We start from the raw sequence: 26,827 nt of genomic DNA on the forward strand, positions 1-26,827 counted from the left end.
CCCGGCGCCACATCACGCGGGCCGACGCATCCCCGCGACGTCGGCCACGCCGTTGGCAGCGGGGTGCTTTGATCGAGACCCGCGATGACCATCCTGCTCACCGGCGCTGCCGGCTTCATCGGTGCCTACACCGCCCGCGCGCTGCTGGAGGCCGGCCAGGCCGTGGTCGGCCTGGACAACTTCAACGACTACTACGATCCGCAGATCAAGCGTGATCGCGTGGCTGCGCTGTGCCCGACGCTGGACCTGCGCACACTGGACCTGACCGACCGCGACGGCCTGGCCGCGCTGTTCGATGAGGTGCAGCCGACCGCGGTGATCCATCTGGCCGCACAGGCCGGCGTGCGCTACTCGCTGGAAAACCCGCAGGCCTACGTCGACAGCAACCTGGTCGGCTTCGTCAATATGCTCGAGCTGTGCCGCCATCGCGGCGTGCAGCACCTGGTGTATGCCTCCAGCAGCTCGGTGTATGGCGATTCGGCCACGCCGCCGTTCTCCGAGGACCAGCGCGTGGACCAGCCGCGCTCGCTGTACGCGGCGACCAAGGCCGCCAACGAGCTGATGGCCTACACCTATGCGCAGCTGTACGGCCTTCACGCCACCGGCCTGCGCTTCTTCACCGTGTATGGCCCGTGGGGCCGGCCGGACATGGCGCCGCTGCTGTTCTCGCGTGCGGTACTGGCCGGGCGGCCGATCGACGTGTTCAACGAAGGCCGCATGCAGCGCGATTTCACACATGTTTCCGACATCGTGGCCGGTATCCTCGGCGCGCTCGCGCATCCGGCCGATGGTCCGGTACCGCACCGGGTGTTCAACCTCGGCAACCATACGCCAGTCGAGCTGGAACGCTTCATCGGCGTGATCGAGCAGGCCGCCGGCCGCCCCGCGCAGAAGGTCTACAAACCCATGCAGCCCGGCGACATGGTGCGCACGATGGCCGATACCCGGCGCGCTCATGACGCTTTCGGCTTCGATGCGGTGACCCCGATCGAACAAGGCCTGCCGCCCGTCGTGGCGTGGTGCCGCGAGTATTTTGGTGATCGCGCCTGAGGAGGGATCCTCACGCCGCCGGGTTCATCTTCGGATAACCTCGGTTTCGGAGAATGCGCGGTCTTTGTTTCCCTTTGGCCGAGTGCCTTATGAGCCAACCCGAGCTTTCCGTTGTCGTTCCGGTGTTCAACGAGCGTGACAACGTCGCCCCGCTGGTCGCTGAAATCACCGCCGCGCTGCGCGGCCGGCTGCCGTTCGAGATCGTCTACATCGACGACCACTCGCGCGATGACACCCTGGCCGTGCTGCAGGGCCTGAAGGCGACCACGCCGGAGCTGCGGGTGCTGCACCACGTGAACCAGAGCGGGCAGAGCACCGCCGTGCGCACCGGCGTCAAGCACGCGCGCGCACCGTGGATCGCCACCCTCGATGGTGACGGCCAGAACGATCCGGCCGATATTCCCAAGCTGCTGGCCGCGCGCGATGCCGCCGAGGCGCAGGTGAAGCTGTTCGCCGGCTGGCGCGTCAACCGCCAGGACAGCGGCAGCAAGCGCTGGGCCAGCCGCTGGGCCAACGCCATCCGCGCGCGCATGCTGCGCGACGATACCCCCGATACCGGCTGCGGCATCAAGCTGTTCGAGCGCAGCGCGTTCCTCGACCTGCCGTACTTCGACCACATGCACCGCTACCTGCCGGCGCTGATGCAGCGCGCCGGCTGGAAGACCACCAGCGTGCCGGTCAACCACCGTCACCGCACCGCAGGCGTGTCCAAGTACAACAACCTCGGTCGCGCGCTGGTCGGCATCCGCGACCTGCGCGGCGTGGCCTGGCTGATCACCCGCAGCAAGCGCACCGCGGTGGAGGAGCGTTGATGGATCTGGAGCTGCACTGGCTGGACCAGCCGCTGACCTGGCTGTACTGGACCGGCCTGCATGTGACCGGCTGGAAGCTGATCGGTTACACCGGCGCGCTGATGTTCGGCGGCCGCTGGCTGGTCCAGTTCATCGCCTCCAAGCGCGCCGGCAAGCCGGTCATCCCGCGCCTGTTCTGGTACATGAGCGTGGTCGGCAGCCTGATGACGCTGAGCTACTTCCTGTTCTCGGCCAAGCAGGACTCGGTGGGTGTGCTGCAGAACCTGTTCCCGGCGTTCACCGCGCTGTACAGCCTGCACCTGGACATCAAGCACCGCGGCTGGAAGCGCGACAGGGCCAGCCACTAGGTCTCCGGTAGATGCCGACCTTGGTCGGCGCTGGGTTTCGGGGGGCCAACCAGGGTTGGCCGCTACCAGAGCAGCCGGCTCCCGGTCCTGCCTGCGTTGCAGGCAGGACCTTCGTCCCATGCCACCGGCGGTGGGGGGTGCCATGATCGGGGTCTGCCTTCCCGGGAACCTCTGCTCGTGAAAACCCGTCTTGCCGTTGCCCTGCTGATCGCCCTGTCCGCCCCCGCCGTGGCCCTGGCCGCGCCGCCCGCCGCTGCCGCGCCGGCCAGCGTCGCCACCGAATCGCCTGCCGATGCCGCCTTCCGCGCGCTGTACGAGAAGGAATGGAAGTGGCGCCAGCAAGGCGGCGGCGAGGCCAGCGAGGACGAAGACGCCCCGGCCAATGCCACCCGCATGCCCGACGTCGGCCCGGCCGCGCAGCAGGCGCGCCTGAAGGTGTGGGACGAGACCCTGGCCGCACTGAAGAAGATCGACCCGAAGGCCCTGTCGGCCGACAACCAGGTCAACTACGCGATCTACCACGACCAGGTGTTCAACCTGGCCGAAGAAGTGCGCCTGCGCGGCTACGAGATGCCGTTCAACGCCGACTCCTCGTTCTGGTCCAACCTGTCCTTCATGGCCCGGCGCGAGATGAAGACCGCGCAGGACTACCAGAACTACATCGCCCGCCTGAATGATGTGCCGCGCTACTTCGGCCAGCAGACCGAGAACATGCGCGCCGGCCTGAAGCGTGGCTTCAGCGTGCCGCGTGCCGTGCTCGATGGTCGCGAAGTGTCCATCGCCACCGTCGCCGAACTGAAGGACCCGACCGAATCGCCGCTGTACGCGCCGTTCAAGAAGCTGCCCAACAGCATCCCGGCCGCCGAACAGGCCAAGCTGCAGGCGCAGGCGCGCGCGGCGATCAGCGGCAAGGTGGTGCCGGCGTTCCAGCAGCTGCGCACCTTCTTCGTCAACGAGTACGTGCCGCAGGCGCGCACCACCCTGGCCGCCGAAGCGATGCCCGATGGCAAGGCGTACTACAAGCAGCAGATCCATGAATACACCACGCTGGACCTGTCGCCGGACGAGATCCACCGCATCGGCCTGGACGAAGTCGCTCGCATCCAGGGCGAGATGAACGACATCATCAAGCAGGTGAAGTTCAAGGGCAGCTTCGCCGAGTTCCTGACCTTCCTGCGCACCGACCCGCAGTTCTACGCCAAGACCCCGCAGGAGCTGCTGTCGCGTGCCGCATGGATTTCCAAGCGGGCCGATGGCCAGCTCGGCAAGTACATGACGCTGCCGCGCGCGCGCTTCACCATCGTGCCGGTGCCGCCGGACATTGCACCGTTCTGGACCGCCGGCCGTGGTGGCATGGGCACCTATTGGCTCAACACCTACAACCTGCCGTCGCGCCCGCTGTACAACCTGCCGGCGCTGACCCTGCATGAATCCGATCCGGGCCACGCGCTGCAGGGCGCCATCGCCGCCGAGCAGAAGAACCTGCCCGAGTTCCGCCGCAACGCCTACATCTCCGCCTATGGCGAAGGCTGGGCGCTGTACTGCGAGAAGCTGGGCGTGGAAATGGGCATCTACGAAACCCCGTACGAGGATTTTGGCCGCCTGACCTACGAAATGTGGCGCGCCGCGCGCCTGGTGATCGACACCGGCGTGCACAGCAAGGGCTGGACCCGCGAGCAGGCGCTGGCCTACCTGCGCGACCACACCGCGCTGAGCGAGCATGAAGTGACCACCGAAGTGGATCGCTACATCTCCTGGCCGGGCCAGGCGTTGAGCTACAAGCTGGGCGAGATCGCCATCGTGCGCCTGCGTGCGCAGGCCGAGAAGGAGCTGGGCGACAAGTTCGACATCAAGGCTTTCCACGACACCCTGCTCAAGCAGGGCTCGGTGCCGTTGCCGGTGCTGGAACAGCAGATCCAGGCGTATATCGCCGAGCGCAAGAAGGCCTGACCGTTACCGGGTAGTGCCGGCCGCTGGCCGGCAATCCGACCCTGTCACGGGGTCGGATCCCTTTCCCAAGGAAAGGGCTCCGACCCCCTCGCATCTCACCCCACCGCCCGCGGCTTGGCCACGCGCGCGGCAAACGTCGGCAGCACCAGCAGGGTCAGCACGGTGGCGGTGATCAGGCCACCGATCACCACCGTCGCCAGCGGCTTCTGCACTTCCGCACCGGAACCACTGGCAATGGCCATCGGAATGAAGCCGACGATCGCCACCAGCGCCGTGGTCAGCACCGCGCGGATACGGCTGGAGGCACCGTTGATCGCCGCCTGCAGCGGCAGGTCACCGGCATCCAGGTGTTCGCGGATCGCCTGCATCAGCACCAGGCCGTTCAAGGTGGCCACGCCGGAGACGGCGATGAAGCCGACCGCCGCCGACACCGAGAACGGCATGCCACGCAGCAACAGCGCGAGGATGCCGCCGACCAGTGCCAGCGGCACGCAGCTGAACACCAGAACGGCTTCCTTGCCGCTGCGCAGGGCCATGAACAGCAGGCTGCCGATCAGCAGGAACACCACCGGCACCACCGTCGCCAGCCGCTTCTCCGCGCGCTGCAGGTTCTCGAACTGGCCGCCCCAGGTCAGGTAGGCACCCGGCGGCAACGCCACGTCAGCCACCGCCGCCTGCGCCTCGCCGACGAAGCCGCCCAGGTCACGCCCACGCACATTGGCCTGCACCACCACGCGGCGGCTGCCGTTGTTGCGGCTGATCTGGTTCGGTCCTTCGCTGACCGTGATGCGCGCCACCGACGACAGCGGAATCACCAGCCCCGACGGCGTGGCGATCGGCAGTGACGCCAGCTGGTCCGGATCGTTGCGCGAGGCATCATCCAGGCGCACCACCACGTTGAAGCGGCGATCACCTTCGAAGATCTTGCCCGCCGCAGTACCGCCGATGCCGGTGGACAGCGCATCACTCACGTCCGCGGCGGTCAGCCCGTACTGCGCCGCCGCCACGTGGTCGATCGCCACGTTCAGCGTGGGCAGGCCGGAGATCTGCTCCACCCGCACGTCGGCTGCGCCGTTCACTGCGCGCAGCTTCAGCGCCACCTGGTCGGCCACCTTCTGCAGCTGGCTGAAGTCATCGCCGAAGATCATCACCGCCAGGTCGGTACGCACGCCGGAAATCAGCTCGTTGAAGCGCAGCTCGATCGGCTGGCTGAACTCGAAGCTGTTGCCCAGCTGCTGTCCGGCCAGTTTCTCGAAGCGCGCCACCAGTGCGTCCTTGGCCAGCTTCGGATCGGGCCAGTCCTTGCGCGGCTTCAGCACGATCACGCTGTCGGAGATGTTGGCCGGCATCGGGTCGATCGCCGCCTCGGCAGTACCGGTGCGCGAGAACACGGTCGCCACTTCCGGCTGCTTGGCGATTGCCTTTTCCAGTGCCAGCTGCATCGCCAGCGACTGCTCCAGCGAGGTCGACGGCACGCGCAAGGCCTGCATCGCCACGTTGCCTTCGTCCAGCGTCGGCATGAACTCGCGGCCCAGCAGCGAGAACGAGCCGATGCCCACCACCAGCATCATCACCGCACCGGCCAGCACCGTTCGCGGATGTGCCACGGCCTTGCGCACCACCGGTTCAATGCGCGCGCGCAGCACGCGGATCAGCTTCGTTTCGTGCTCGCCATCATTGGCATGGGCATCGCCGTCCTTCACCTTCGGCTCGCGCACCAGCAGTGCGGCCATTGCCGGCACGAAGGTGAAGGAGAAGATGAAGGCACCGACCAGGGCCAGCATGAAGGTGGCCGCCATCGGGTGGAACGTCTTGCCCTCCACGCCTTCCAGGGTGAGGATCGGCGCGAACACCAGCAGGATGATCAGCTGTCCGAACGCCGCCGGCCGCGCCATCTTCATTGCCGAGTCGGCGGCCACGCGCAGGCGTTCCATCGCGGTCAACGCACGGCCCAGTTCGGCGCGGCGCTGGCCCAGCATCAGCAGCGTCGATTCGACCACGATCACCGCACCGTCCACCAGGATGCCGAAGTCCAACGCGCCCAGGCTCATCAGGTTGCCGCTGATGCCGAAGCGGTTCATGCCGATCACTGCGAACAGGAACGATAGCGGGATCACCAGCGCGGTGATGGTCGCCGCACGCAGGTTGCCCAGCAGCAGGAACAGCACCACCACCACCAGCAGCGCGCCCTCGGTAAGGTTCTTGGCCACGGTCTTGATGGTGGAATTGACCAGCACGCTGCGGTCCAGCACCGGCGCGGCCACGATGTCGGCCGGCAGCGATTTGTTCACCTGTTCCAGGCGTGCGGCCGCGGCCTGCGCCACGGTGCGGCTGTTGCCCCCGGCAATCATCAGCGCGGTGCCCAGCACGGCCTCGTGGCCGTTGCGGCTGGCCGCGCCCAGGCGTGGCGCGCGGCTCAGTTCCACGGTGGCCACATCGGCCACGCGCACCACCACGCCATTGCGGGTGGCCACTGGTGCCTGTGCAAGATCCTCGGTGGTCAGTGCCAGGCCATCGGCACGCACCACCAGGCCTTCGCCGGCACGCTGCACGAAACCGGCACCGGCCTGCACGTTGGAACGCTGCAGGGCAGTGACCAGGTCGGCCAGGCCGAGGCCATGCGCGGCCAGCCGCGCGCTGTCCGGATGCACGCCGTATTCCTTGACGTAGCCGCCAACGGTATCGACACCGGCCAGCCCCGGGCTGGAGCGCATCTGCGGCGCGATGATCCAGTCCTGCACGGTGCGCAGGTAGGTCGCGCGTTCTTCCGGCGTGCGCAGCAGGTTGCCTTCCGGCGTGCGATAGACCTCACCGGCCTGCCAGCCGGCGTCACCGGGCTTGGCCAGCTTGGCTGGATCGAAGGTGGTGAAGTCCACCGTCCACATCAGCACTTCGCCGAGGCCGGTGGTGACCGGCGACAGCATCGGCGACGCGCCATCGGGCAGATCATCGGCCGCTTCGCGCATGCGCTCGGCCACCTGCTGGCGCGCGAAGTAGATGTCGGTGGCATCGGTGAAGATCGCGGTGACCTGCGAGAAGCCATTGCGCGACAGCGAACGGGTGGTGGTCAGGCCGGGAATGCCGGCCAGCGCGGTTTCCAGCGGGTAGGTCACCTGCCGCTCGATCTGCTCCGGGGTCAGCGCCGGTGCCACCGTGTTGATCTGCACCTGGCGGTTGGTGATGTCCGGCACCGCGTCGATCGGCAGCTTGCCCAGCTGGAACAGGCCCACTGCAGCGATCAGCGCCGCCAGGAACACCACCAGCCAGCGGTGGCGCACCGCTGTTTCAATGATCAGCTTGAACATGGTCGCCTCCTCAGTGGCCGTGCTCGGCTTCGCCCTTGGCCAGTTCGGCCTTGAGCAGGAAGGCGTTGGCACCGACGATGCGTTCGTTGCCGGTCAGACCACCGAGGATCTCGATGCGGTCGCCGGCACGACGCCCGGCCAGGACCGGCTGGGCCTTGAAGCCGCCATTGACGGCGACGAACACCGCGCTGCCGCCATCGACGTTCTGCACTGCGTCGGCCGGCACGCTGAGCGAGCCGTCCTGGCCTTCGGTGACCACCACCGCCGATACCGGCGAACCGGCCGGCGGCAGCGAATCGTCCACTGGCGTGGCGCGGATCACGGCCACGCCGCCCTGCTGGCGCACGTCAGCCGCCGAGCCGGTGACGGTGGCGGTGAAGCTGCCACCCGGCACGCTCACTTCCAGCTTCATGCCCGGCGTGACCTGCGCGGCCAGTGCCGGCGGCGCGGTGAACACCAGCTCGTTCATCGCCGGATCGGCGACGTCGGCCACCGCGCTGCCGGCGGCGACCACGCCACCCGGCGTAACCTGTACGTTGCCGACGATGCCGGCCACCGGGCTGGTGATGCGCACGCGGCCACTGGCATCGGGCGCCCCGTTGGCGGCGGCCTGCGCCTGCGCGGCAGCGGCCTGGGCCTGGGCGGCCAGCGAGCGTGCGCGCGAAGCTTCCATTTCCTGGCGCGCGACCACGCCCTGGTCGACCAGCGCCTTGTCGCGGCCATAGGCCAGGCGTGCGGCCTCGGCTTCGGCCGATGCGGCCAGCGCATTGGCCCGGAACACCGCCGCCTCGCCGCTGACCACGATGGCCAGTGCCTGGTTCTGCTTCACCGCCGTGCCGGGTGCAACCAGCACGCGTTCAACGCGGCCGGTCACGGTGGAGGCCACCGATGCACGCGCACCGACCGAGGGCTCGACCCGGCCGGCGAGGCGGGTTGAACCGCCACCGCCGCGACCGACGGCAACCACTTCGATACCGGACGCCTTGATCTGCTCAGGGGTCAGCGGCACCACGCCTTCATCGGCGTCTGCCGGCGCCTTTGCGGTTTCTGCCTTGGCCTCCTTGCGGTCGGCGGCATGGCCGTGGCCATCGTCGGTGCCGGCCTTGGCCGCAGCGGGGTCTTCATTCGCCGGCGTCTGCGCGTTGCCGGCGCAGCCGGCCAGGAACACGGTCAGCAGGAGGCCGCCGATCAGGGGGAAGGAACGGGAGAGAGTCATGGGGCCTCCACAAAAGGTGCGCGCCCTTCCAGGCGGGCAAGATCGATTTCCGCGCCGACGCGCGACAGGCGCGCATCCACGGCGGTGCCGCGGGCGGCGATGAGGGCGCTGCGCGTGCTGCGCAATTCCAGCTGCGAGATGCGTCCAACGTCGAAGCCGACGCGTGCCAGGCGATACGCCTCTTCGGCGGCGACCACGCTTTCATCGGCGGCGCGGGTACGGCTGCCGGCCGCCTTCAGCCCGGCCACGGCGGACAGGCGCTCGGCCTCGCTGTCGCGGCGCTGCTGGTCCAGGCGCGCTTCGGCCGCGCGCTGGTCGGCGTTGGCGGCGCGGATGCCGCCGCGGTTGCGGTCGAACAGCGGGATGCTGAGGCTGAGCCCGAGGTTGTAGGCACGCTCGCCGCCTTCGCGGAAGCGGGTCTGCGCGGCGGTGACGCTGAGGTCGGGCAGGGCGCGCTTGCGCTCCACGTCCACCAGCTTGCCCGCTGCATCAGCTTCGGCTTCGGCGATGCGCACCGCCAGCGCGGTATCGGTGGCACCGCGCGGCAGCGGTGGCGCGCGGTCGAGCAGGCTGTTGTCGATCGACTGCACCGGCGCATCCAGCAGCGCGGTACCGGCCAGGCGGGCCAGTGCGGCATCGCGGAACGCCTGGGCTTCATCCAGCGACGCCGTGGCGTTGGCCACTTCGCTCTGTGCCTGCACGGCGCGCAGCTGGGGTTCGCGGCCCTGCTTGACCATCGCATTGACGGCAGCCGCATCGTCGCGGGTCAGGGTCAGCGCTTCGGCGGCGAGGGCGTAACGACGCAATGCACTTTCCGCCTGTGCGTAGACCGCCGCCAGTTGGCTGGCGACATCACTGCGGCTCTGCGAACCACGCAGGGCAGCGGCTTGTGCCTCGGCCCGGGCGGCACGAACGCGCGCGCCACGCTGGCCCCAGACCTCCAGCGGCTGGGACAGGGTGAGCACAGTGTCGGCCTTGCCCATGCCGCGGTAGGTGCCGGAGCCCCAGGCGTTTTCGGCCGACCAGGAAAGGGAGGGATTGGGCAGCGCACGGGCCTGGTCGGCGCGCGCATCGGCGGCCTCGGCCAGCGCCGTACCCACACGGGTGCCGGGCAGCTGGTCCAGGCGTTCAAGCAGGGTGTCGTAGGAGGGGGCGGCTTGCGCCATCACCGATGCCGCCGGGGCCAGGCCCAGCAACACGGCGACGACCAGCCCGGCCGCACGCGGCGACCGAGGTGTCAGGATCGACATAGGGGGATTCCGGTTGTGAGTGAAACGGGAGCCCGCAATCGCGGGATGCGCTCAACTCACGCCCGGGGTGGACGCGTCAATTCATCATGGGCGACCGCATAGGTCGCCGCATCGCCCGCACTCATCCAGCGCGCCGGCAGCGGCGCCCCGAACGCGGCCAGCGTGTGTGCCGGCAGGCTGAGGTTGGAGTGGTGGCAGTGGTTGTGGCCACAGGCACCGACATGCTTGCCGTCGGTATCGCCATCGGCATCCGGTGCGGCCTCCACATGCACCGTGCTGGCATGCGGTTCCACCGTGCACGCCAGGGCATCGGCCACCGGCACGACCACGAATGCCGCCATCAGCAGCATCAGCAGGGTCGAACGGAGGTGGCGGGTGATCCAGCGCATGAAGGGGAGGCTAGCAAGCGGTTTTCGCCGGATACAATATCAATGGCCGCTTCGGGAATTCGTCGGAATCTCCCGTTCAGGTGGGCCGCGCACATGGCTCTGGTAGGTGTCGACCTTGGTCGACACGCTTTTCAGCCCGTGGGGTAGGACACCGGGCTGCGCGTCTGTAGAGCCGAGCCTACGCTCGGCTGCTTTCGCACGACCAGCCGAGCATGGGCTCGGCTCTACAGTAACGGTCACGGCAGCTTCGCGATCACCTTGATCTCGAACTGGAATCCATACAGCCAGGTCACGCCGATGCCGGTCAGGGTCGGGTGCGGCGCCTGGCCCCAGTACTCGGGCACGATTGCCCAGGCCTTCTCGAAGTTCTTTTCTGGATCGACCAGGAACACGGTCACGTCGATCACGTCATCGAACGTGCAGCCTGCGGCGGCCAACACCGCATTGAGATTCTCGAAGGCGCGGCGCACCTGCGTCTCGAAGTCCGGCTCGGGCGAACCGTCCTCGCGGCTGCCGACCTGGCCGGAAACGAACAGGAAGCCATCGGACCGGATCGCCGGCGAGTAGCGGTTGCGCTCGTACAGGGCCTGGCGCCCGGCGGGGAAAACGACATCACGCTGTGACATGGGGAAGATCCCGTGGGAGAGAACGCCATCCTCCCCGCCGGCGCTGTCTGGATAAACCGCGATGATCGGCCTAGATTGATTGCCAATTCCAAACAATCGCGGCCAGCCATGGACCGTTTCGAGGCGATGCGGGCCTTTGCCCGGGTGGTGGAAACCGGCAGCTTCACCCGTGCCGCGCACACCCTTCAGATCAGCCGCACCACGGTCACCCAGCTGGTGCAGCAGCTGGAGGCGCATCTGCGGCTGCGCCTGCTCAACCGCACCACGCGGCGGGTCAGCGTCACCGCCGACGGTGCGGCCTATTACCCGCGCATCGCCCGGCTGCTGGCCGAGCTGGACGAGGTGGAAGGCGGGCTGGGCGATGCGGCCGCCCAACCGCGCGGCCGCCTGCGCGTGGATGTGCCCGGACCGTACGCGCGGTTGCGGCTGGTGCCGGCACTGCCGGATTTCCAGGCACGCTACCCGGAGATCCAGCTGGATATCGGCGTCAGTGACCGCGAAGTCGATGTCATCGCCGACAACGTCGACTGCGTGATCCGCGGCGGCACCCCGGCCGATCCTGCACTGGTGGCACGGCCGCTGGGGGCGTTGCCGATCGGTTTCCACGCCAGCCCGGGCTATGTGCAGCGTTTCGGCCTGCCGAGCGATCCGCGCGCGCTGGAAGGACCGGACCATCACATGGTCGGATTCCTCAGCCCGCGCAGTGGCCGTGCCCGCGTGTTCACTGCACAGCGCGGCGATGAGCGCATCGAGGTGCAGGGCCGCTACACGGTCGGTTTCGACGACGGCAACGCCTATCTTGCGGCGGCGTTGGCGGGGCTCGGCGTGGTCGCGCTGCCCCGCTACATGGCCGAACCGCACATGGCGCGTGGCGAACTGCTGCCGGTACTGGAGGACTGGCAGCTGCCGCCGATGCCGATGCACGTGATGTTCCCGCCGAACCGGCACATGAGCCAGCGGCTGCGGGTGTTCATTGATTGGGTGGTGGAGGCGCTGGGCTGAGCATCCGCAACATTTCCGAATCCGGTCGCGCGCCGGCACGTGCGAAAATTCAATGCACCTGCAACAGGAAACACCGCACGCCATGAGTCGAATCGTCGCGCTGGATACCGAGACCACCGGCATTTCCCATCGCCTCGGTCATCGCGTGATCGAGATCGGTGCCGTCGAACTGATCGATGGCCAGCTCACCGGGCGCCAGTTCCACACCTACCTGCAACCGCAGCGCAGGGTCGACTGGGGCGCACAGCGCGTGCATGGCATCAGCGATGCGATGCTGGTGGGCAAGCCGCTGTTCTCCAGCAAGGCCGCCGAACTGCTGGACTTCCTGCGCGGCAGCGAGATGGTCGCGCACAACGCCACCTTCGACGTTGGCTTCCTCGATAACGAGCTGCGCCTGGCCGGCATTCCCGCAACGCTGGCCCAGCATTGCCGCATCACCTGCAGCCTGAAGCTGGCGCGCGGGCGATGGCCGGGGCAGGGCAACAAGCTGGACGATGTGCTGCAGCGCCTGCGCATTCCCGGCAATCGCGGCCTGCACGGTGCACTGAAGGATGCCCATCTGCTGGCCCAGGTCATCCCGCACCTGCGCTGAGCCGGCGCTACAGGGGGCGATCGCCGTGTTCAGCCCCAGCCTGTGGGTAACTTGCGCAAGTGCTTGAACCCGTGCATAATGAGCGGCTCGCTGTGTCCGGTTTTCTACCGGGCGGCGCCCCCGGGAGCACGTCCCCGGCCGCCCAACGCCAGCGTAACCCTTTGATTCTCTTGACGTGTGGTGGGCAACCATCGAGGCCGCCGTCTCCCGGGCTACGGGCTGACAACTACTACTATCGAGGTGCGCAATGTCCCGCGTATGCCAGGTTTCCGGCAAGCGAGTGCAGACGGGTAACAACGTCTCGCACGCCAACAACAAGACCCGTCGTCGTTTCCTGCCGAATCTGCACGAGCGCCGTTTCTGGGTGGCCAGCGAGAACCGCTGGGTCAAGCTTCGTGTTTCCGCGCATGCACTGCGCACCATCGACAAGAACGGCATTGATTCCGTTCTGGCTGAGCTGCGTGCGCGCGGCGAAAAGGTCTGAGGAGTAAAGCATCATGGCAGGCAAGCGCGATAAGGTCCGTATGATTTCCTCGGCCGGTACCGGCCACTTCTACACGACCGACAAGAACAAGAAGAACACCCCGGGGAAGATGGAATTCCTGAAGTACGATCCGGTCGTGCGCAAGCACGTCCTGTACAAGGAAGGCAAGATCAAGTAATCCGCACGGATTGCTGATCCCCGCGAAGAAACCCGCCCTTGTGGCGGGTTTTTTCATGCCTGGCATTCGGGGGATGGGTACTTCCTGCATTGCTGTGGTGGGTGCCGACCGTTGGTCGGCACTGGGCACTCCCTGCGCATGCTGTCGCCAATGGCGCCGTGCGCGGAATGATGGGCCGAATGCGATAAGTGATTGTTCCTACCGGCTCCGGAGCTTCGCGCGGTTCAAATCGATTGGAACGACAGGCCTTGCCGTGCCCATGATGGCTGGCCGCTGCGGTTGCAGTGGCCGGGCTTGCAATCCCGTCGAATCGGTAGCCAGTAAACTCGCCCGCCGTTGCCGGAAAGCTCCGCCGACGGCGGGCGACCCATCTGCCTCTATGGCGGACGGTGCGTGGGGGCCTCGCGCCCGCCGGTTTGGTGGCTACCGTTCCCGGTATTGCAACCACGCATCGTCCGCCACCTTCACGGTGGCCAGATCCGTTGAAGGAGGTTGCATGAACACCCCATCACACCGGCAGGACCTGGAACTGGGCTGGCTGCGCCTGCAGCGCATGCTGGAAGGCATCGAGGGCATGGCGCTGCTGCTGTGCGACCACCACCTGGCACTGGCCAACGGCGCACCGCCGACGCTGCCGGAGGCGCAGCTGGAGCGGGCCGCACAGGCGATCGCCTGCATGGCGCTCAACGGCCGCCGCCATGCCGACGCGGTGCGGCGGCTGTGCGAGGTGCCGGTGCGGCATTGAGCCATCCTGTAGAGCCGAGCCCACGCTCGGCTGCGCTGCTGTCGGGCCGAAAGGCAGTCGAGCGCGGCTCGACTCTACAAAGGCCGGTGGGCAGAATGGCCCATCACCTCCCGACGGGCGACGCGATGCTGTTCGAGTGGTTGCTGGGTTCGTATCTGCTGCTGATCGACTGGCTGATCCGGCTGGTCGCGCTGTGCTGGATTCCCACCCGCACCACGCCGGGTGCGGCGCGCAGCTGGCTGCTGCTGGTCGGCTTCGTGCCGCTGCTGGGCCTGCCGCTGTACCTGCTGTTCGGCCACCCGTGGCTGTCGCGCGAGCGCATCCGCCGCCAGGCCGAGGCTTCGCAGGTGATCCGCGAGGAACAGGCGCTGCAGCACCGCCTGCGCTGGACCCCGCAGCCGGATACCGCCAGCGCCGAGATCGTGCCGCTGGTGCAACGCCAGGGCGATTTCATGCCGGTGCACGGCAATGCGGTCGATCTGCTGACCGACTACGACGAATCACTGCACACACTCATCGCCGACATCGACCAGGCCGAAGACCGTGTGCACCTGCTGTACTACCTGATGTTCGACGACGCGGTGGGCGAGGCCATCGTCGAGGCATTGCAGCGCGCCGCCGCGCGTGGCGTGCAGTGCCGCGTGCTGCTTGATGCGGTGGGCGCCAAGCGCGGCCTGCGCGCCTACCGCAACCGTCTGGAAGCACGCGACATCGAAGTGCGCGCAATGCTGCCCGGCGGCCTGCGCTGGCGACGCAGCGGTCGGATGGACCTGCGCAACCACCGCAAGATCGCGGTGATCGACAACGAAGTGGCCTATGTCGGTTCGCAGAACCTGGCTGGCCCGCAGTTCGTACCCGGCCACCCGAACCGCGAGCTGGTGGCGCGCGTGCGCGGCCCGGCGGTGGCGCACCTGGAGGCGGTGTTCGCCAGCGACTGGTACATGGAAACCGGCCAGCGCCTGGACGTGATCGCCGATGTGCCCGAGTGCAGCGACGACATCGCCACCCAGCTGCTGCCCAGCGGCCCGGCCTACCCGTACAGCAACGCGCGCGATGCGGTGGCGGCGCTGATCCACCTGGCACGGCGCCGGCTGGTGATGGTCACGCCGTATTTCGTGCCCGACGAAGCCACGCTCAGCGCGCTGCGCATTGCCGCGTTGTCCGGTGTGGAAGTGCAGCTGATCCTGTCGGCCAGCAACAACCAGCGGCTGACCTCGTGGGCACAGGAGGCCTACTACGACGAGCTGCTGCGCTGTGGCGTGCGCATCGCGCTGTACGAGCCGCAGTTCCTGCACGCCAAGCACATGAGCGTGGACGAGGACATCGCCGTGCTCGGCTCGATCAACATGGATATCCGCTCGTTTGCGCTGAATGCCGAAATCGGCCTGATCTGCTACGACCGCGCGCTGGTGCAGCAGCTGTGCGCGATAGAGGATGGCTACCTGCGCGAGTCGCGGCAGCTGGACCTGCAGCAGTGGCGCAGTCGCCCCACGTGGCGGCGCAGCCGCGAAGGCATCGCACGCCTGGCCGATGCGTTGATGTGAGGCGGCGGCAACCGCCCGCTTCGGCAACCCGGCCTGTCATCGCCGATGGCCTACAATCGGCGCATGACTGATTCACCGCGTAATGGCGAACTGGACCTGGCAATCATCGGTGGTGGTGCGGCCGGGGTGCTGGTGGCGATCCAGGTACTGCGCCAGGCCCGGGCGCCGCTGGCGCTGGCCATTTTCGAACCGGCCTCGCAGCTGGCCCAGGGCATTGCCTATGCCACGCCGTGGCCGGAGCACCTGCTGAACGTGCCGGCGGCGAAGATGAGCGCGTTTGCCGACCAGCCCGGCGATTTCCTCGATTACCTGATGGCCGCCAACGCCTACCCGGGGCAGGCGCGCGAGGTGCTGGGCGAGCGCTATGTGTGCCGCCACTTCTTTGCCGCCTACCTGCAGCAGCGCCTGCAGGACGCCGTGGCCGACAGCCCGGCGCAGCTGCAGGTGATCGCGCAGCCGGTGCTGGGCCTGCAACCGGATGACCACGGCTACCAGCTGACACTCGGCGATGGCGGCACGCTGCACGCCACGCAGGCGGTGCTGGCCACCGGCAACAGTATGCGGCCGCTGCCGGTGCCTGGCGCCGATGCGCTGCCCGCCGATGATGTGATCGAGGCCTGGGACTACGACGGCGTGCGGACCCTGGCCGGCGAACAGGCCGTGGCGATCGTCGGCTCCGGCCTGAGCATGGCGGACACGGTGCTGGCGCTGGTCGCCGCCGGTCATACCGGGCCGCTGCATGTGATCTCGCGCCATGGCCTGCTGCCGCTGCCACACGCGCACGGCGGCCTGCCCAGCTTCGATCCGGCGGTGCTGCTGCCAATGAACCTGCGCCAGCGCCTGCACGCGCTGCGTGGCTTCGCACGCCAGGCGCAGGCCGATGGCCTGCCGTGGCAGGGCGTGATGGACCGTATCCGTCCACACGGGCAGGCGCTGTGGTGCAGCCTCGACGCCGCTGATCAGCGCCGTTTCCTGCGCCATGTGGTGCGCTACTGGGATGTGCATCGTCATCGCATTGCCGAAGAGGTGGCTGTTCAGCTGCAGGCGCTGATCGACAGCGGCCAGCTGCGCGTCCACCGCGCCCGCCTGCAACGCGTCTGGCGCGAGGGCGATGCCGTGCAGCTGTCCGGCCGCGATGCCTCGGGCAATGAACAGCAGTGGACGATTGGCGGCGTGATCAACGCCACCGGCGTCGAAACCCGCGCCAGTGCGCTGCGCAATCCGTTGCTGCAGCAGCTGCAGGCCGATGGGCTTGCCCGCCCCGGCCCGCACGGGTTGGGCCTGGACAGCACGGTGCCGGGCGACCGCCTGCGCGCTGCCGGTGGCCAGCCGCAGGCGCGGCTGGGCGTGCTCGGCAGCCTGCGCATCGGCAGCCTGTGGGAAAGCCTGGCGGTGCCTGAACTGCGTCAGCAGGCGCAGGCGCTGGCCACCGAAGTGATCGCAGGAGCCGCGACGGCGATGCCGTAAAATGGGGGCATGGATGTCTCCCACCTGCTTGATGGCCTGAACCCGGCCCAGCGCGAAGCCGTCTCCGCTCCCCCCGGCCACCACCTGGTGCTGGCCGGTGCCGGTTCCGGCAAGACCCGCGTACTCACCCACCGCATCGCCTGGCTGCATGAAGTCGACGGCGTGCCGACCCACGGCATTTTCGCGGTGACCTTCACCAACAAGGCGGCCGGCGAAATGCGCCACCGCATCGACGCCCAGCTGCCCAATGGCAGCCGCGGCATGTGGATCGGCACCTTCCACGGCCTGGCCAACCGCCTGCTGCGCCTGCACTGGCAGGACGCCAAGCTGCCCGAAGGCTTCCAGGTGATGGATTCGGATGACCAGCTGCGGCTGGTCAAGCGCGTGGTGCAGGCGCTGGAACTGGACGACGGCAAGTACCCGGCCAAGCAGATCGCGTGGTGGATCAACGCGCAGAAGGATGAGGGCCGCCGCCCGCAGCACATCCAGCCCGAGCCGAACGATGCGTGGCTGGAAACCATGCGCCAGGCCTACATCGAGTACCAGGCGCGCTGCGACCGCGCCGGCCTGGTCGACTTCGCCGAGCTGCTGCTGCGCGCGCACGAACTGCTGCGCGACAACCCCGCGCTGCTGTCGCACTACCGCGCCCGCTTCCGCGAGATCCTGGTGGACGAGTTCCAGGATACCAATGCCATCCAGTACGCCTTCGTGCGCGTGCTGGCCGGTGATTCCGGCCACGTGTTCGTGGTCGGCGATGATGACCAGGCCATCTACGGCTGGCGCGGCGCCAAGGTCGAGAACGTGCAGGGCTTCCTGCGCGACTTCCCTGGCGCGCAGACCATCCGCCTGGAGCAGAACTACCGCTCCACCGCCAACATCCTCGGCGCCGCCAACGCGGTGATCGCGCACAACCCGGATCGCATCGGCAAGCAGCTGTGGACCGACAGCGGCGACGGCGAGCCGATCGACCTGTACGCGGCGTACAACGAAATGGACGAGGCGCGCTACATCGTCGAGCGTGCGCGCCAGTGGGTGCGTGATGGCGGCAGCTACACCGAAGTGGCCGTGCTCTACCGCAGCAACGCGCAGTCGCGCGCGCTGGAAGAAGCGCTGCTGAGCGAGCAGGTGCCGTACCGTGTGTACGGCGGCATGCGCTTCTTCGAGCGTGCCGAAATCAAGGATGCGCTGGCCTACCTGCGCCTGCTGTCCAACCGCAACGATGACGCCGCCTTCGAGCGCGCGGTCAACACGCCCACCCGTGGCATCGGCGACCGCACGCTGGACGAAGTGCGCCGCGAGGCGCGCGCGCAGGGCATCTCGCTGTGGGAAGCGACCATGCTGGTCACCCAGGGCAGCGCGCTGGCCGCACGTGCGCGCAATGCGCTGGCCGGCTTCCTGGTGCTGGTCAACGAGCTGCAGGCGCAGACCCTGCACATGACCCTGGCCGAGCGCGTGGACCACGTGCTGGCCCGCTCGCAGCTGCGCGAGCACTGGAGCAAGGAAAGCCGCAACGCGTTGGATTCGGAATCGCGCACCGACAACCTCGACGAACTGGTCTCGGTGGCCTCGCGCTTCGTGCGCCGTGCCGATGACATTGAGGAAGTGGGCGAGGACATGGATGAGCTGGTCGCGTTCCTGGCCTATGCCGCGCTGGAGGCCGGTGAAGGCCAGGCGCAGGCGGGCGAGGACGGCGTGCAGCTGATGACCCTGCACTCGGCCAAGGGCCTGGAATTCCCGCTGGTGTTCCTCGCCGGCCTGGAAGAAGGCCTGTTCCCCAGCGCACGTTCGCTGGAGGAAAGCGGGCGCCTGGAAGAAGAGCGCCGCTTGGCCTACGTGGGCATCACCCGCGCACGCCAGAAGCTGGTGCTGAGCTATGCCGAATCGCGCCGCATCCACGGCCAGGACAACTACAGCCTGCCGTCGCGCTTCCTGCGCGAGATCCCGCGCGAGCTGCTGCACGAAGTGCGGCCGAAGGTGCAGGTCTCGCGGCCGGCCTCGATGGGCGCCAGCCGGGTGATGGGCCATGCCTCGATCGAGGCACCGCCGGTCAAGCTGGGTGCGCTGGTCACCCATCCCAAGTTCGGCGAAGGCATGGTGACCGACTACGAAGGCAGCGGCGCGCACGCCCGCGTGCAGGTCGAATTCGCCGACGCCGGCAGCAAGTGGCTGGTGATGGCCTACGCCAACCTGACGGTGATCTGAAAGCCGTCGGGGTCGGATCCCTCCCGCGGGGAGGGCTCTGACCCCAACGCGGAAAACGTGTGGGGTCAGAGCCCCTTTCCGATGGAAAAGGGATCCGACCCCGATTAGGCTGCGGCCATGACCCGCAACGTGCTCTTCCTATGCAGCCAGAACCGCCTGCGCAGCCCCACCGCCGAGCAGATGTTCGCCGATTGGCCGGGCATCGAGACCGCCTCGGCCGGGCTGCTGGCCGACGCCGAGGAAGTACTCAGCCCCGAGCTGCTGCAGTGGGCCGATATCGTGTTCGTGATGGAGAAGGCTCACCGCAACCGGTTGTCCAGCCGCTACAAGGCCTGGTTGAACGGCAAGCGGGTGATCTGCCTGGATATCCCCGACGACTACGACTACATGGACCCGGTGCTGGTGGAACTGCTGAAGCGGAAAGTGCCACCGTTTCTGCGTTGACGGGCTGTTGTAGAGCCGAGCCCATGCTCGGCTGCTCTTGGCGGGAAAAGCAGCCGAGCATGGGCTCGGCTCTACAATAGGCGGCGACATCTTCCAGGAATGCCCCCATGACCGATCCCACGCTGCACGTCACCGTGAAATTGAACGCCCGGCTGCAGCCCGAGCATCGCCACGAGCTGTTCGAGGATCCGCTCGACGCGCTGCTGCAGGCGGCCCAGGTGGGCGAGCTGACTGGCGGCGGCACCGCGATGTCCGACCTCGGTGAGGTCGAATACGGTGATATCGAAGTTGCCCTGGTCGATGCGGCCGGCGTGCCGAAACTGATCGACCTGCTGGAGCAACTGGGTGCGCCGAAGGGCTCGCAGTTGCAGGGCGCGGGCGAGGCCGACCGCAGCTTCGGTGTGACCGAAGGCCTGGGCATCTACCTGGATGGCCTGAACCTGCCGGACGAAGTCTACGAGCAGTGCGATTCCAACCACGTATTCGAGCAGCTGTCGGAGAGCATCGACGGCCTGGGCGAGATCTGCAGCTGGTGGCAGGGCCCGACCGAGACTGCGCTGTACATGTACGGCGAATCGTTCGAGGCGATGCGTGATGCGATTGCCGAATTCGTCGGCAGCTATCCGCTGTGCCAGAACGCGCGCGTGGTGCAGATCGCCTGAGGGCAGGCCTGATGTAGAGCCGAGCCCATGCTCGGCTTTACAGAAGCAGTTTACTTGCCGGCGGCCTGCCGGGCGCTGTCACGCAGCGCCATGTCTTTGCCGATCTGGTAGCCACCCCAAAGCATCGCCAGGGCGACGATCGCGGCGACCAGAATGGACTTCCGGGTGCTCCAGGCGGTGGGCGTGTTGTCCCGCATGTGGGTCATCCATGAACGCAGCAAAGTGCTGCCGTCCCAGCATGCATAGCCGTCGGGGCGTCGCAAGCGGGCGATGCCCACACGCCGCTGCTCTGCGCCGGATTGATCCTGCTCAAGGCGCGGCCTGCACACCGGCTGTGTAATGGTGTTGTTCCCATCTGGCAGACCGCCGCGGAGCCCCACCATGTACAAGCGCATCCTGATTGCCACCGACGGGTCCGAGCTGGCCGACAAGGGCCTGGCCAAGGGCCTGGAGCTGGCCAAGGACCTCAATGCCGAGGTCGATATCGTGACTGTTTCCGAGCCGTGGGCTGTCGGCATGTACGACGCCATGGGCTGGAGCGTGGGCTACATGAACAGCCCCGAGTACAAGGCCGACCGCGAGGAAGGCGCGCAGAAGGTGCTGCAGCCGGCGCTGGCCAAGGCCGCCGAGCAGGGCATTACCGCCAATCCGGTGCATGTGCTGGACCGCTATGCGGCCGACGGCATCATCGAGACCGCGGGCGAGCGCAACAGCGACCTCATCGTGATGACCTCGCACGGCCGCCGTGGCGTGACCCGCGTGCTGCTGGGCAGCCAGACCGCCGAAGTGCTGGCACGCAGCACCCTGCCGGTGCTGGTCATCCGCTGATCCACACCCACTGATTCAAGCGTTCCCGGGGAGGGGACCCGACGCCGGTGCGCAGGATGCGCGCCGGCGTTGTTTTCTGTGGGGGCCGTGCCGATTGCCATGATGGGGTCAGAGCCCCTTCCTTTGGGAAGGGATCCGACCCCGGTCACCTCACCAGCTGTACAGCTTCCAGTACACCGGCGACACGCCGTCCTTGTCGTTGTCGAAGCGGCCGTCGCCGTTCTTGTCGTACATGTAGAACGGCGCGCCACGCGCCGGGGTCACCTTGACCATGCGCAGCTGGCCGGACACCCGGTATTCCTCGATGGTGTCACCGTTGTCCATGGTGCGCTTGGAAACATCGGCACCCTTCACGTCCACCGGGGGAGCCCCGGCGCCACCCATGCTGGCGCAGCCGGCCAGCAGGAGCAGGGAGGCCAGCATCAGAGTCTTCATGGGTGGGGTTCCTTTGCCTGGAATGAGCTTGGATTATGCCCCATCGCCACGTCGGCGCCGTGTCGCCGCGATGCAGGCACGGGCGCGTAGAATCGACCCATGAGCAGATTAGTCCTGATCGACGGGTCCAGTTACCTGTACCGCGCGTTCCACGCGCTGCCGCCCCTGTCCAATGCACAGGGTGAACCCACCGGCGCGCTGTTCGGCGTGGTCAACATGCTGCGTTCCACGCTGAAGGAACGTCCGGCCTACGTGGCGTTCGTGGTGGATGCGCCGGGCAAGACCTTCCGCGACGACCTGTACGAGCAGTACAAGGCCAACCGCCCGCCGATGCCCGACGAGCTGCGCAGCCAGGTCGAGCCGATGTGCCGCATCGTCGAGGCGCTGGGCATCAGCATCCTGCGCGTGCCCGGCGTGGAAGCCGACGATGTGATCGGCACGCTGGCGCTGCAGGGCCTGGCGCAGGACTTGAAGGTGACCATCTCCACCGGCGACAAGGACTTCGCGCAGCTGGTGCGCCCGGGCATCGAACTGGTCAACACCATGACCGGCAGCCGCATGGATTCGGACGCGGCGGTGATGGACAAGTTCGGCGTGCGCGCCGACCAGATCATCGACCTGCTGGCGCTGATGGGCGATACCGTCGACAACGTGCCGGGCGTGGAGAAGTGCGGGCCGAAGACCGCGGCCAAGTGGCTGGCCGAGTACCAGCACCTGGACGGGGTGATGGCCGCTGCGCCGACCATGAAGGGCAAGATCGGCGAGAACCTGCGCGCCGCGCTGGAGCGCCTGCCGCTGAACCGCGAGCTGGTGACCATCCGTACCGATGTGGAGCTGGAGGCCAGCCCGACCACGCTGGCGCTGCGCGAGCAGGACGTGCCGGTGTTGACCGAGTTGTACGCACGCTACGGCTTCACCCAGGCACTGAAGGAACTGGGTGCGCCGCTGCCGGCACCGGCGGCGGCCAGCGAAGCCACGCCGAGCCTGCGCGGTACGGCCGCCGGCTTCGCCCGTGGCAGCGCCGAGGCCCCGGCGGCCGGTACGCTGGACCCGGCGCTGGCCGCACCGGGTGAGTACGAGACCGTGCTCACCGGCGAGCAGCTGCAGGCCTGGGTCGAGCGCCTGCAGCAGGCCGAGCTGATCAGCTTCGATACCGAGACCGACGCACTGGATGCGATGCGCGCGCGCCTGGTCGGCATCAGCCTGGCGGTCGAGCCGGGCAGGGCCGCCTACATTCCGGTCGGCCACGATTACCCCGGGGCGCCGGCGCAGCTGCCGATGCAGCAGGTGCTCGATGCCCTGCGCCCGGTGCTGCAGGACCCGGCGAAGAAGAAGCTGGGCCAGCACGGCAAGTACGACCTGCACGTGCTGCGCCGCCATGGCGTGGACGTACAGGGCTACCACGACGACACGATGCTGGAGAGCTTCGTGCTCAACTCCACCGCCACCCGCCACGACATGGATTCGCTGGCGCTGCGCTACCTGGGCTACAGCACCATCAAGTTCGAGGATGTGGCCGGCAAGGGCGCCAAGCAGATTCCGTTCTCGCAGGTGGGCATCGAAGAAGCCAGCCGCTATGCGGCCGAAGACGCCGACATCACCCTGCGCCTGCACCGCGCGCTGCAGCCGCAGCTGCTGGCCGAGCCGGCGCTGGACAGCGTGTACCGCGACATCGAGATGCCGCTGGTGCCGGTGCTGACCACGATTGAAGCCAACGGCGTGCGGATCGACACCGACGAGCTGCGCCGGCAGAGCCAGGACCTGTCCTCGCGGATGCTGGCCGCGCAGCAGAAGGCCACCGAGCTGGCCGGGCGCAGCTTCAACCTGGATTCGCCCAAGCAGCTGCAGGCGGTGCTGTTCGACGAGCTGAAGCTGCCGGCGGTGGTGAAGACCCCGAAGGGCCAGCCCAGCACCAATGAAGAGGCGCTGGAGGCGATTGTCGACCAGCACGAACTGCCGCGGGTGATCCTGGACTACCGTGGCCTGGCCAAGCTGCGCAGCACCTATACCGACAAGCTGCCGGAGATGGTCAACCCGGACACCGGCCGGGTGCATACCAGCTACCACCAGTCCGGTGCCGCCACCGGCCGCCTGTCCTCGTCGGACCCGAACCTGCAGAACATCCCGATCCGCACCGAAGATGGCCGCCGCATCCGCCGCGCGTTCATCGCACCAGAGGGCTTCCAGCTGCTGGCGGCCGACTATTCGCAGATCGAACTGCGGATCATGGCCCACCTGTCCGAGGACCCGGGTCTGGTGCGTGCCTTCGAGCAGGGCGCCGACGTGCACCGTGCCACCGCTGCCGAGGTGTTCGGGCGCACGCTGGAGGAGGTGACTCCGAACGAGCGCCGCGCCGCCAAGGCGATCAACTTCGGCTTGATGTACGGCATGAGCGCCTTCGGCCTGGCCCGCAACCTGGGCATCGACCGTGGCCAGGCGCAGGACTATGTGGCGCTGTACTTCAGCCGCTACCCGGGCGTGCGCGACTTCATGGAGCGGATGCGCCAGCAGGCCCGCGACCAGGGCTACGTGGAAACCCTGTTCGGCCGCCGCCTGTACCTGAACGACATTCATGCCCGCAACCAGGGCCTGCGCGCCGGTGCCGAGCGTGCCGCGATCAATGCGCCGATGCAGGGCACCGCCGCCGACATCATCAAGCGCGCGATGGTGGACGTGGACCAATGGCTGCGTGACAGCGGCGCACCGGCGCGGATGATCCTGCAGGTGCACGACGAACTGGTGTTCGAAACCGAAAGTAGTTTCGTCGAAGACTTGCGTTTGCAGGTAGTGGAACGCATGTCGCAAGCGGCCCAATTGCGGGTGCCGCTGGTGGTCGATACCGGGATCGGCAACAACTGGGATGAAGCGCACTGAGGGCATTTCGGGCCGAAAACGTCGTGAATTTGTTCATAAGTCAGAGGTTTCTGACTCGACCATGAATGTCGCCCTGATTGACGTTCATTAAATTGGGCCCCTTCACGAACCGTTAGTGTTCGGAGTGCTTCTATAACTCCCGACAGGCGCAACGCCTGTTGTGGATCTCTCCCATCCCCTGGAGCAGATCTCGGAACGGGGACTCCTCCCCAAGTGCCCGTTCCCCGGCCCCGTTGACCTCCCCCTGGTCAGCGGGGCTTTTTATTTGTGCCGCCGGAACCGCAGATGGAGTCAGATCGCTTTGCCCGGTGGGCAAAGGGATCTGACCCCAGGTGCTAGGCTGGGCCACTGTCCAGCAGGGGAACCCGCAATGCCCGATCTGTTCGCACTGGCGATGCCGTGGTGGGAATTCATCCTGCGCGCGGTGGTGGTGTATGTCGTGGTGCTGGGCATGGTCCGGCTCAGCGGCAAGCGCCCGCTGGGGCAGATCACCCCGTTCGACGTGCTGCTGGTGGTGCTGCTGGGCAATGCGGTGCAGAACGCGCTGCTGGGCACCGACACCTCGCTGGGCGGCGGCCTGCTGCTGGCGGCGACGCTGATCCTGCTCAACTACGGGGTGGGCTGGGTGAGCACCCGCAGCCGCCGTATCGAGCGCCTGGTCGAGGGCGAACCGGTGGTGATCGCGCGCGATGGGCGCCTGTTCGACGCCGTTCTGCGCCGTGAGCAGGTCACCCGTGCGGATTTCGAGGCCGCCATGCGCCAGCAGGGCTGCCTGGGCGTGGAGGATGTGGAGCTGGCTCTGCTGGAGATCAACGGGCACATCACCATCATCCCCCGGAAGAACACCTGACCTTGTAGAGCCGAGCGCGGGCTCGGCGCTACAGGTGCCTGGCCTCAGGGCGTGGCTGCGGCCTTCAGCGCCGGCCAGTTGCGCGTGGCGTCCACGTCGCAGGCCACATGGGTGCCCTTGCCGTCTTTGGCGCACAGTGCTGCCATGGCCTGCGGAATCTTCGGGTCCGCTGTCTTCGCGTACACCTCTGCCATGGCCAAGCAGCCTTCGCGGACGCCGGCGCTGCACAGCGTCTCGAAATAGGGCAGCGACGCGGCCCACTTTTCTGCCTTGTACCGTGCTTCGCCGGCAACCTTGCAGCCCAGCAGCTTGCCGTCGCTGCAGCAGGCCTCGGCACCGTTGCTGCGGCCGACGGTCGGGCAGTCCAGCGGCATGGGGATCTCCACGAATGCCAGCGGCGGTGTGCAGCTGCCATCAGCGGCGGCCGGCTTGCGCACGAAGTAGGCATAGCGGTGGTCGCGGTCGATTCCGGCCAGGTTGCCGTTGGCCAACGGCTGCAGTACGAAATCGCTGCCGACGTCACGGCGGATGTGGATCTGCCCGTCCTGCAGGCGCGCGCGCAGGCGGGTGCCCAGCCCGGGCACCTCGACCAGCCCAGTGTCGACAAAGCGCAACTCCGACAGCAGGCCGCTTGTGGCCTCATAGCTGCCGCACGGCAATGCGCTGGCAGGCACCGCCGCCAGCGATGCCGCGCCCAGCCCGGACAGCGGCGCCAGCGCCTTGGCCGGAGTGCAGGCATACGCTTCGGCGCGCTGCGCACAGGAGCGCTGCAATGCGTCCAGCGACGGCTGCAGGCGTCCGCTGGTCCACAGGGCATCGGCCACCTTGTCGCAGAACGTCTCGCCCTGCTGCTGCCGGCACAGGGCGGTCAGCTCATCCAGCTGCGCGGCCGTCAGCGGCGCCCTGCGCGACTTGTCCAGGCCCATGATCGAGCGCCCGATCAACTCGCCGGCCATGACCTTGACCATGGCCATGCAGCTGTCCGCCTCGTAGGCCGGTGATTCTTCGCGGCAGATGTCGGGCATTACCGGTTCGGTGCCGGTCAGCTGCGGGCGCTCGCGGTCGGCCTCCATCTGGTAGTGGTCATACAGGGTGTTGCAGGCGACCTCGATGCCCTCGCTGCACCATGCGTGCAGCTGCGCCGGCTCGGCGCGGGGCAGGGCTTCCAGACAATCGCTGGTGTTGGCCATGCAGCTGCCTTCCACCATGTCCGGCACCGGTTTGCAGGCTGCGGCGCGTTCCAGGTGGAAATCGTGGTAACCGCCGGTGATGGTGCGGTCGTCGTCGATGAACTCGCGGTTCTCCAGCGCGCCAGTGGAGAGGTTTCCCATCGCCAGAATGTTGTCCTGGCGCGCCAACCGCAGCTGCTCGGTGGCCTGGTAGGGGCCGGCAATGAAGCCGTGTGCTTCGCTCACGATGGTCAGCGTGGCATGGCCATCGTCCTGCGTGTAGGTGCCGCAGGCCATCGACTGCGCGGCGGCCGGCAGGCTGGCCGAGGCCAGTGCGAGCAACAGCAGGGCGCGCCAGCCCGCAGCGCGGGGGCGAAGGGATACCGCAGGGAACATCGGTTCGTCC

General features: G+C 67.7%; 25 protein-coding genes. 17 read left to right on the top strand and 8 right to left on the bottom strand.

All coding sequences use genetic code 11. From position 1 onward, the window contains the following. Positions 1–84 precede the first annotated feature (84 nt). The 4 genes from AC5YGJ_RS13945 (at position 85) to AC5YGJ_RS13960 (ending at position 4,159) form a co-directional block, all read left to right on the top strand. Positions 85–1,050 (top strand): NAD-dependent epimerase/dehydratase family protein, encoded by a 966-nt coding sequence (locus tag AC5YGJ_RS13945; RefSeq protein ID WP_249842438.1) that lies wholly within the window; start codon positions 85–87, stop codon positions 1,048–1,050. Between the two features lie 89 nt (positions 1,051–1,139). Then, positions 1,140–1,862, top strand: a complete 723-nt coding sequence (locus AC5YGJ_RS13950) for a glycosyltransferase family 2 protein (RefSeq protein WP_049443806.1) — start codon at positions 1,140–1,142, stop codon at positions 1,860–1,862. Next, on the top strand, positions 1,862–2,209 hold the full coding sequence (locus AC5YGJ_RS13955) for a lipid-A-disaccharide synthase N-terminal domain-containing protein (RefSeq protein WP_162292089.1): 348 nt from the start codon (positions 1,862–1,864) through the stop codon (positions 2,207–2,209). Before AC5YGJ_RS13950 ends, AC5YGJ_RS13955 begins: the two co-directional genes overlap by 1 nt. A 177-nt stretch (positions 2,210–2,386) precedes the next feature. Further along, entirely contained in the window at positions 2,387–4,159 is a 1,773-nt protein-coding gene (locus AC5YGJ_RS13960) for a DUF885 domain-containing protein (RefSeq protein ID WP_496186867.1), read from the top strand. Positions 4,160–4,254: 95 nt separating this feature from the next. Here AC5YGJ_RS13960 and AC5YGJ_RS13965 read toward each other — a convergent pair whose 3' ends face one another. From AC5YGJ_RS13965 to AC5YGJ_RS13985, 5 genes are all read right to left on the bottom strand, one after another. After that, entirely contained in the window at positions 4,255–7,464 is a 3,210-nt protein-coding gene (locus AC5YGJ_RS13965; RefSeq protein ID WP_496186868.1) for an efflux RND transporter permease subunit, read from the bottom strand. 10 nt (positions 7,465–7,474) lie between these two features. After that, complete coding sequence (locus AC5YGJ_RS13970) at positions 7,475–8,680, bottom strand: efflux RND transporter periplasmic adaptor subunit (RefSeq protein ID WP_496186869.1); 1,206 nt, start codon at positions 8,678–8,680, stop codon at positions 7,475–7,477. Beyond that, positions 8,677–9,930, bottom strand: a complete 1,254-nt coding sequence (locus tag AC5YGJ_RS13975) for a TolC family protein (RefSeq protein ID WP_496186870.1) — start codon at positions 9,928–9,930, stop codon at positions 8,677–8,679. The genes AC5YGJ_RS13970 and AC5YGJ_RS13975 overlap by 4 nt, the downstream gene beginning before the upstream one ends. Positions 9,931–9,986: 56 nt before the next feature. Next, the gene (locus AC5YGJ_RS13980) at positions 9,987–10,319 is read right to left on the bottom strand and encodes a hypothetical protein (RefSeq protein WP_496186871.1); all 333 of its coding nucleotides are present in this window, start codon (positions 10,317–10,319) and stop codon (positions 9,987–9,989) included. 236 nt (positions 10,320–10,555) lie between these two features. Next, positions 10,556–10,945: a RidA family protein gene (locus AC5YGJ_RS13985; RefSeq protein WP_496186872.1), complete on the bottom strand. Its 390-nt coding sequence runs from the start codon at positions 10,943–10,945 to the stop codon at positions 10,556–10,558. Positions 10,946–11,053: 108 nt separating this feature from the next. Here AC5YGJ_RS13985 and AC5YGJ_RS13990 point away from each other — a divergent pair, with 108 nt between their 5' ends. From AC5YGJ_RS13990 to AC5YGJ_RS14035, 10 genes are all read left to right on the top strand, one after another. Further along, complete coding sequence (locus tag AC5YGJ_RS13990; protein ID WP_496186873.1) at positions 11,054–11,947, top strand: LysR family transcriptional regulator; 894 nt, start codon at positions 11,054–11,056, stop codon at positions 11,945–11,947. Between the two features lie 82 nt (positions 11,948–12,029). Then, positions 12,030–12,539 (top strand): DNA polymerase III subunit epsilon, encoded by a 510-nt coding sequence (gene dnaQ / locus AC5YGJ_RS13995; protein ID WP_249842446.1) that lies wholly within the window; start codon positions 12,030–12,032, stop codon positions 12,537–12,539. Positions 12,540–12,786: 247 nt separating this feature from the next. Continuing rightward, positions 12,787–13,023: a 50S ribosomal protein L28 gene (gene rpmB / locus AC5YGJ_RS14000; protein ID WP_005411638.1), complete on the top strand. Its 237-nt coding sequence runs from the start codon at positions 12,787–12,789 to the stop codon at positions 13,021–13,023. 10 nt (positions 13,024–13,033) lie between these two features. Beyond that, positions 13,034–13,201, top strand: coding sequence for a 50S ribosomal protein L33 (rpmG, locus tag AC5YGJ_RS14005; protein WP_169411268.1), 168 nt, complete (start codon positions 13,034–13,036; stop codon positions 13,199–13,201). A 496-nt stretch (positions 13,202–13,697) separates the two neighbouring features. Further along, entirely contained in the window at positions 13,698–13,946 is a 249-nt protein-coding gene (locus AC5YGJ_RS14010) for a hypothetical protein (protein WP_496186874.1), read from the top strand. Positions 13,947–14,071: 125 nt separating this feature from the next. Beyond that, positions 14,072–15,490, top strand: coding sequence for a cardiolipin synthase (cls, locus tag AC5YGJ_RS14015; protein ID WP_309338155.1), 1,419 nt, complete (start codon positions 14,072–14,074; stop codon positions 15,488–15,490). A 45-nt stretch (positions 15,491–15,535) separates the two neighbouring features. Then, positions 15,536–16,957, top strand: coding sequence for an FAD/NAD(P)-binding protein (locus tag AC5YGJ_RS14020; RefSeq protein WP_496186875.1), 1,422 nt, complete (start codon positions 15,536–15,538; stop codon positions 16,955–16,957). 9 nt (positions 16,958–16,966) lie between these two features. Next, entirely contained in the window at positions 16,967–19,159 is a 2,193-nt protein-coding gene (uvrD, locus tag AC5YGJ_RS14025) for a DNA helicase II (protein WP_309338055.1), read from the top strand. 117 nt (positions 19,160–19,276) lie between these two features. Next, the gene (locus AC5YGJ_RS14030) at positions 19,277–19,603 is read left to right on the top strand and encodes a low molecular weight protein tyrosine phosphatase family protein (protein ID WP_496186876.1); all 327 of its coding nucleotides are present in this window, start codon (positions 19,277–19,279) and stop codon (positions 19,601–19,603) included. A gap of 107 nt (positions 19,604–19,710) precedes the next feature. Then, complete coding sequence (locus AC5YGJ_RS14035; protein ID WP_496186877.1) at positions 19,711–20,265, top strand: hypothetical protein; 555 nt, start codon at positions 19,711–19,713, stop codon at positions 20,263–20,265. Between the two features lie 50 nt (positions 20,266–20,315). On the opposite strand, the gene AC5YGJ_RS14040 is transcribed toward AC5YGJ_RS14035, so the two are convergent. Further along, positions 20,316–20,648, bottom strand: coding sequence for a hypothetical protein (locus AC5YGJ_RS14040; RefSeq protein ID WP_496186878.1), 333 nt, complete (start codon positions 20,646–20,648; stop codon positions 20,316–20,318). On the opposite strand from AC5YGJ_RS14040, the gene AC5YGJ_RS14045 reads away from it, so the two are divergent. Continuing rightward, a complete protein-coding gene (locus AC5YGJ_RS14045) occupies positions 20,647–21,093 on the top strand; it encodes a universal stress protein (RefSeq protein ID WP_005411629.1) in 447 nt (148 codons plus the stop codon). The genes AC5YGJ_RS14040 and AC5YGJ_RS14045 overlap by 2 nt on opposite strands. A 150-nt stretch (positions 21,094–21,243) precedes the next feature. Here the strand turns inward: AC5YGJ_RS14045 and AC5YGJ_RS14050 are convergent, their stop codons facing one another. Next, positions 21,244–21,528 carry a DUF2782 domain-containing protein gene (locus AC5YGJ_RS14050; protein WP_025878043.1) on the bottom strand — a complete coding sequence of 95 codons (285 nt, stop codon included), beginning with the start codon at positions 21,526–21,528 and terminating at the stop codon, positions 21,244–21,246. 99 nt (positions 21,529–21,627) lie between these two features. Here AC5YGJ_RS14050 and polA point away from each other — a divergent pair, with 99 nt between their 5' ends. Together polA and AC5YGJ_RS14060 are read left to right on the top strand one after the other, a co-directional pair. Then, a complete protein-coding gene (gene polA / locus AC5YGJ_RS14055) occupies positions 21,628–24,402 on the top strand; it encodes a DNA polymerase I (RefSeq protein WP_496186879.1) in 2,775 nt (924 codons plus the stop codon). A 370-nt stretch (positions 24,403–24,772) separates the two neighbouring features. Next, positions 24,773–25,252, top strand: a complete 480-nt coding sequence (locus tag AC5YGJ_RS14060; protein ID WP_107232630.1) for a DUF421 domain-containing protein — start codon at positions 24,773–24,775, stop codon at positions 25,250–25,252. A 44-nt stretch (positions 25,253–25,296) separates the two neighbouring features. Here the strand turns inward: AC5YGJ_RS14060 and AC5YGJ_RS14065 are convergent, their stop codons facing one another. Next, positions 25,297–26,817 carry a hypothetical protein gene (locus AC5YGJ_RS14065; protein ID WP_496186880.1) on the bottom strand — a complete coding sequence of 507 codons (1,521 nt, stop codon included), beginning with the start codon at positions 26,815–26,817 and terminating at the stop codon, positions 25,297–25,299. Positions 26,818–26,827 lie beyond the last annotated feature (10 nt).

It is taken from the genome of Stenotrophomonas sp. CS3K5, from assembly GCF_059515225.1.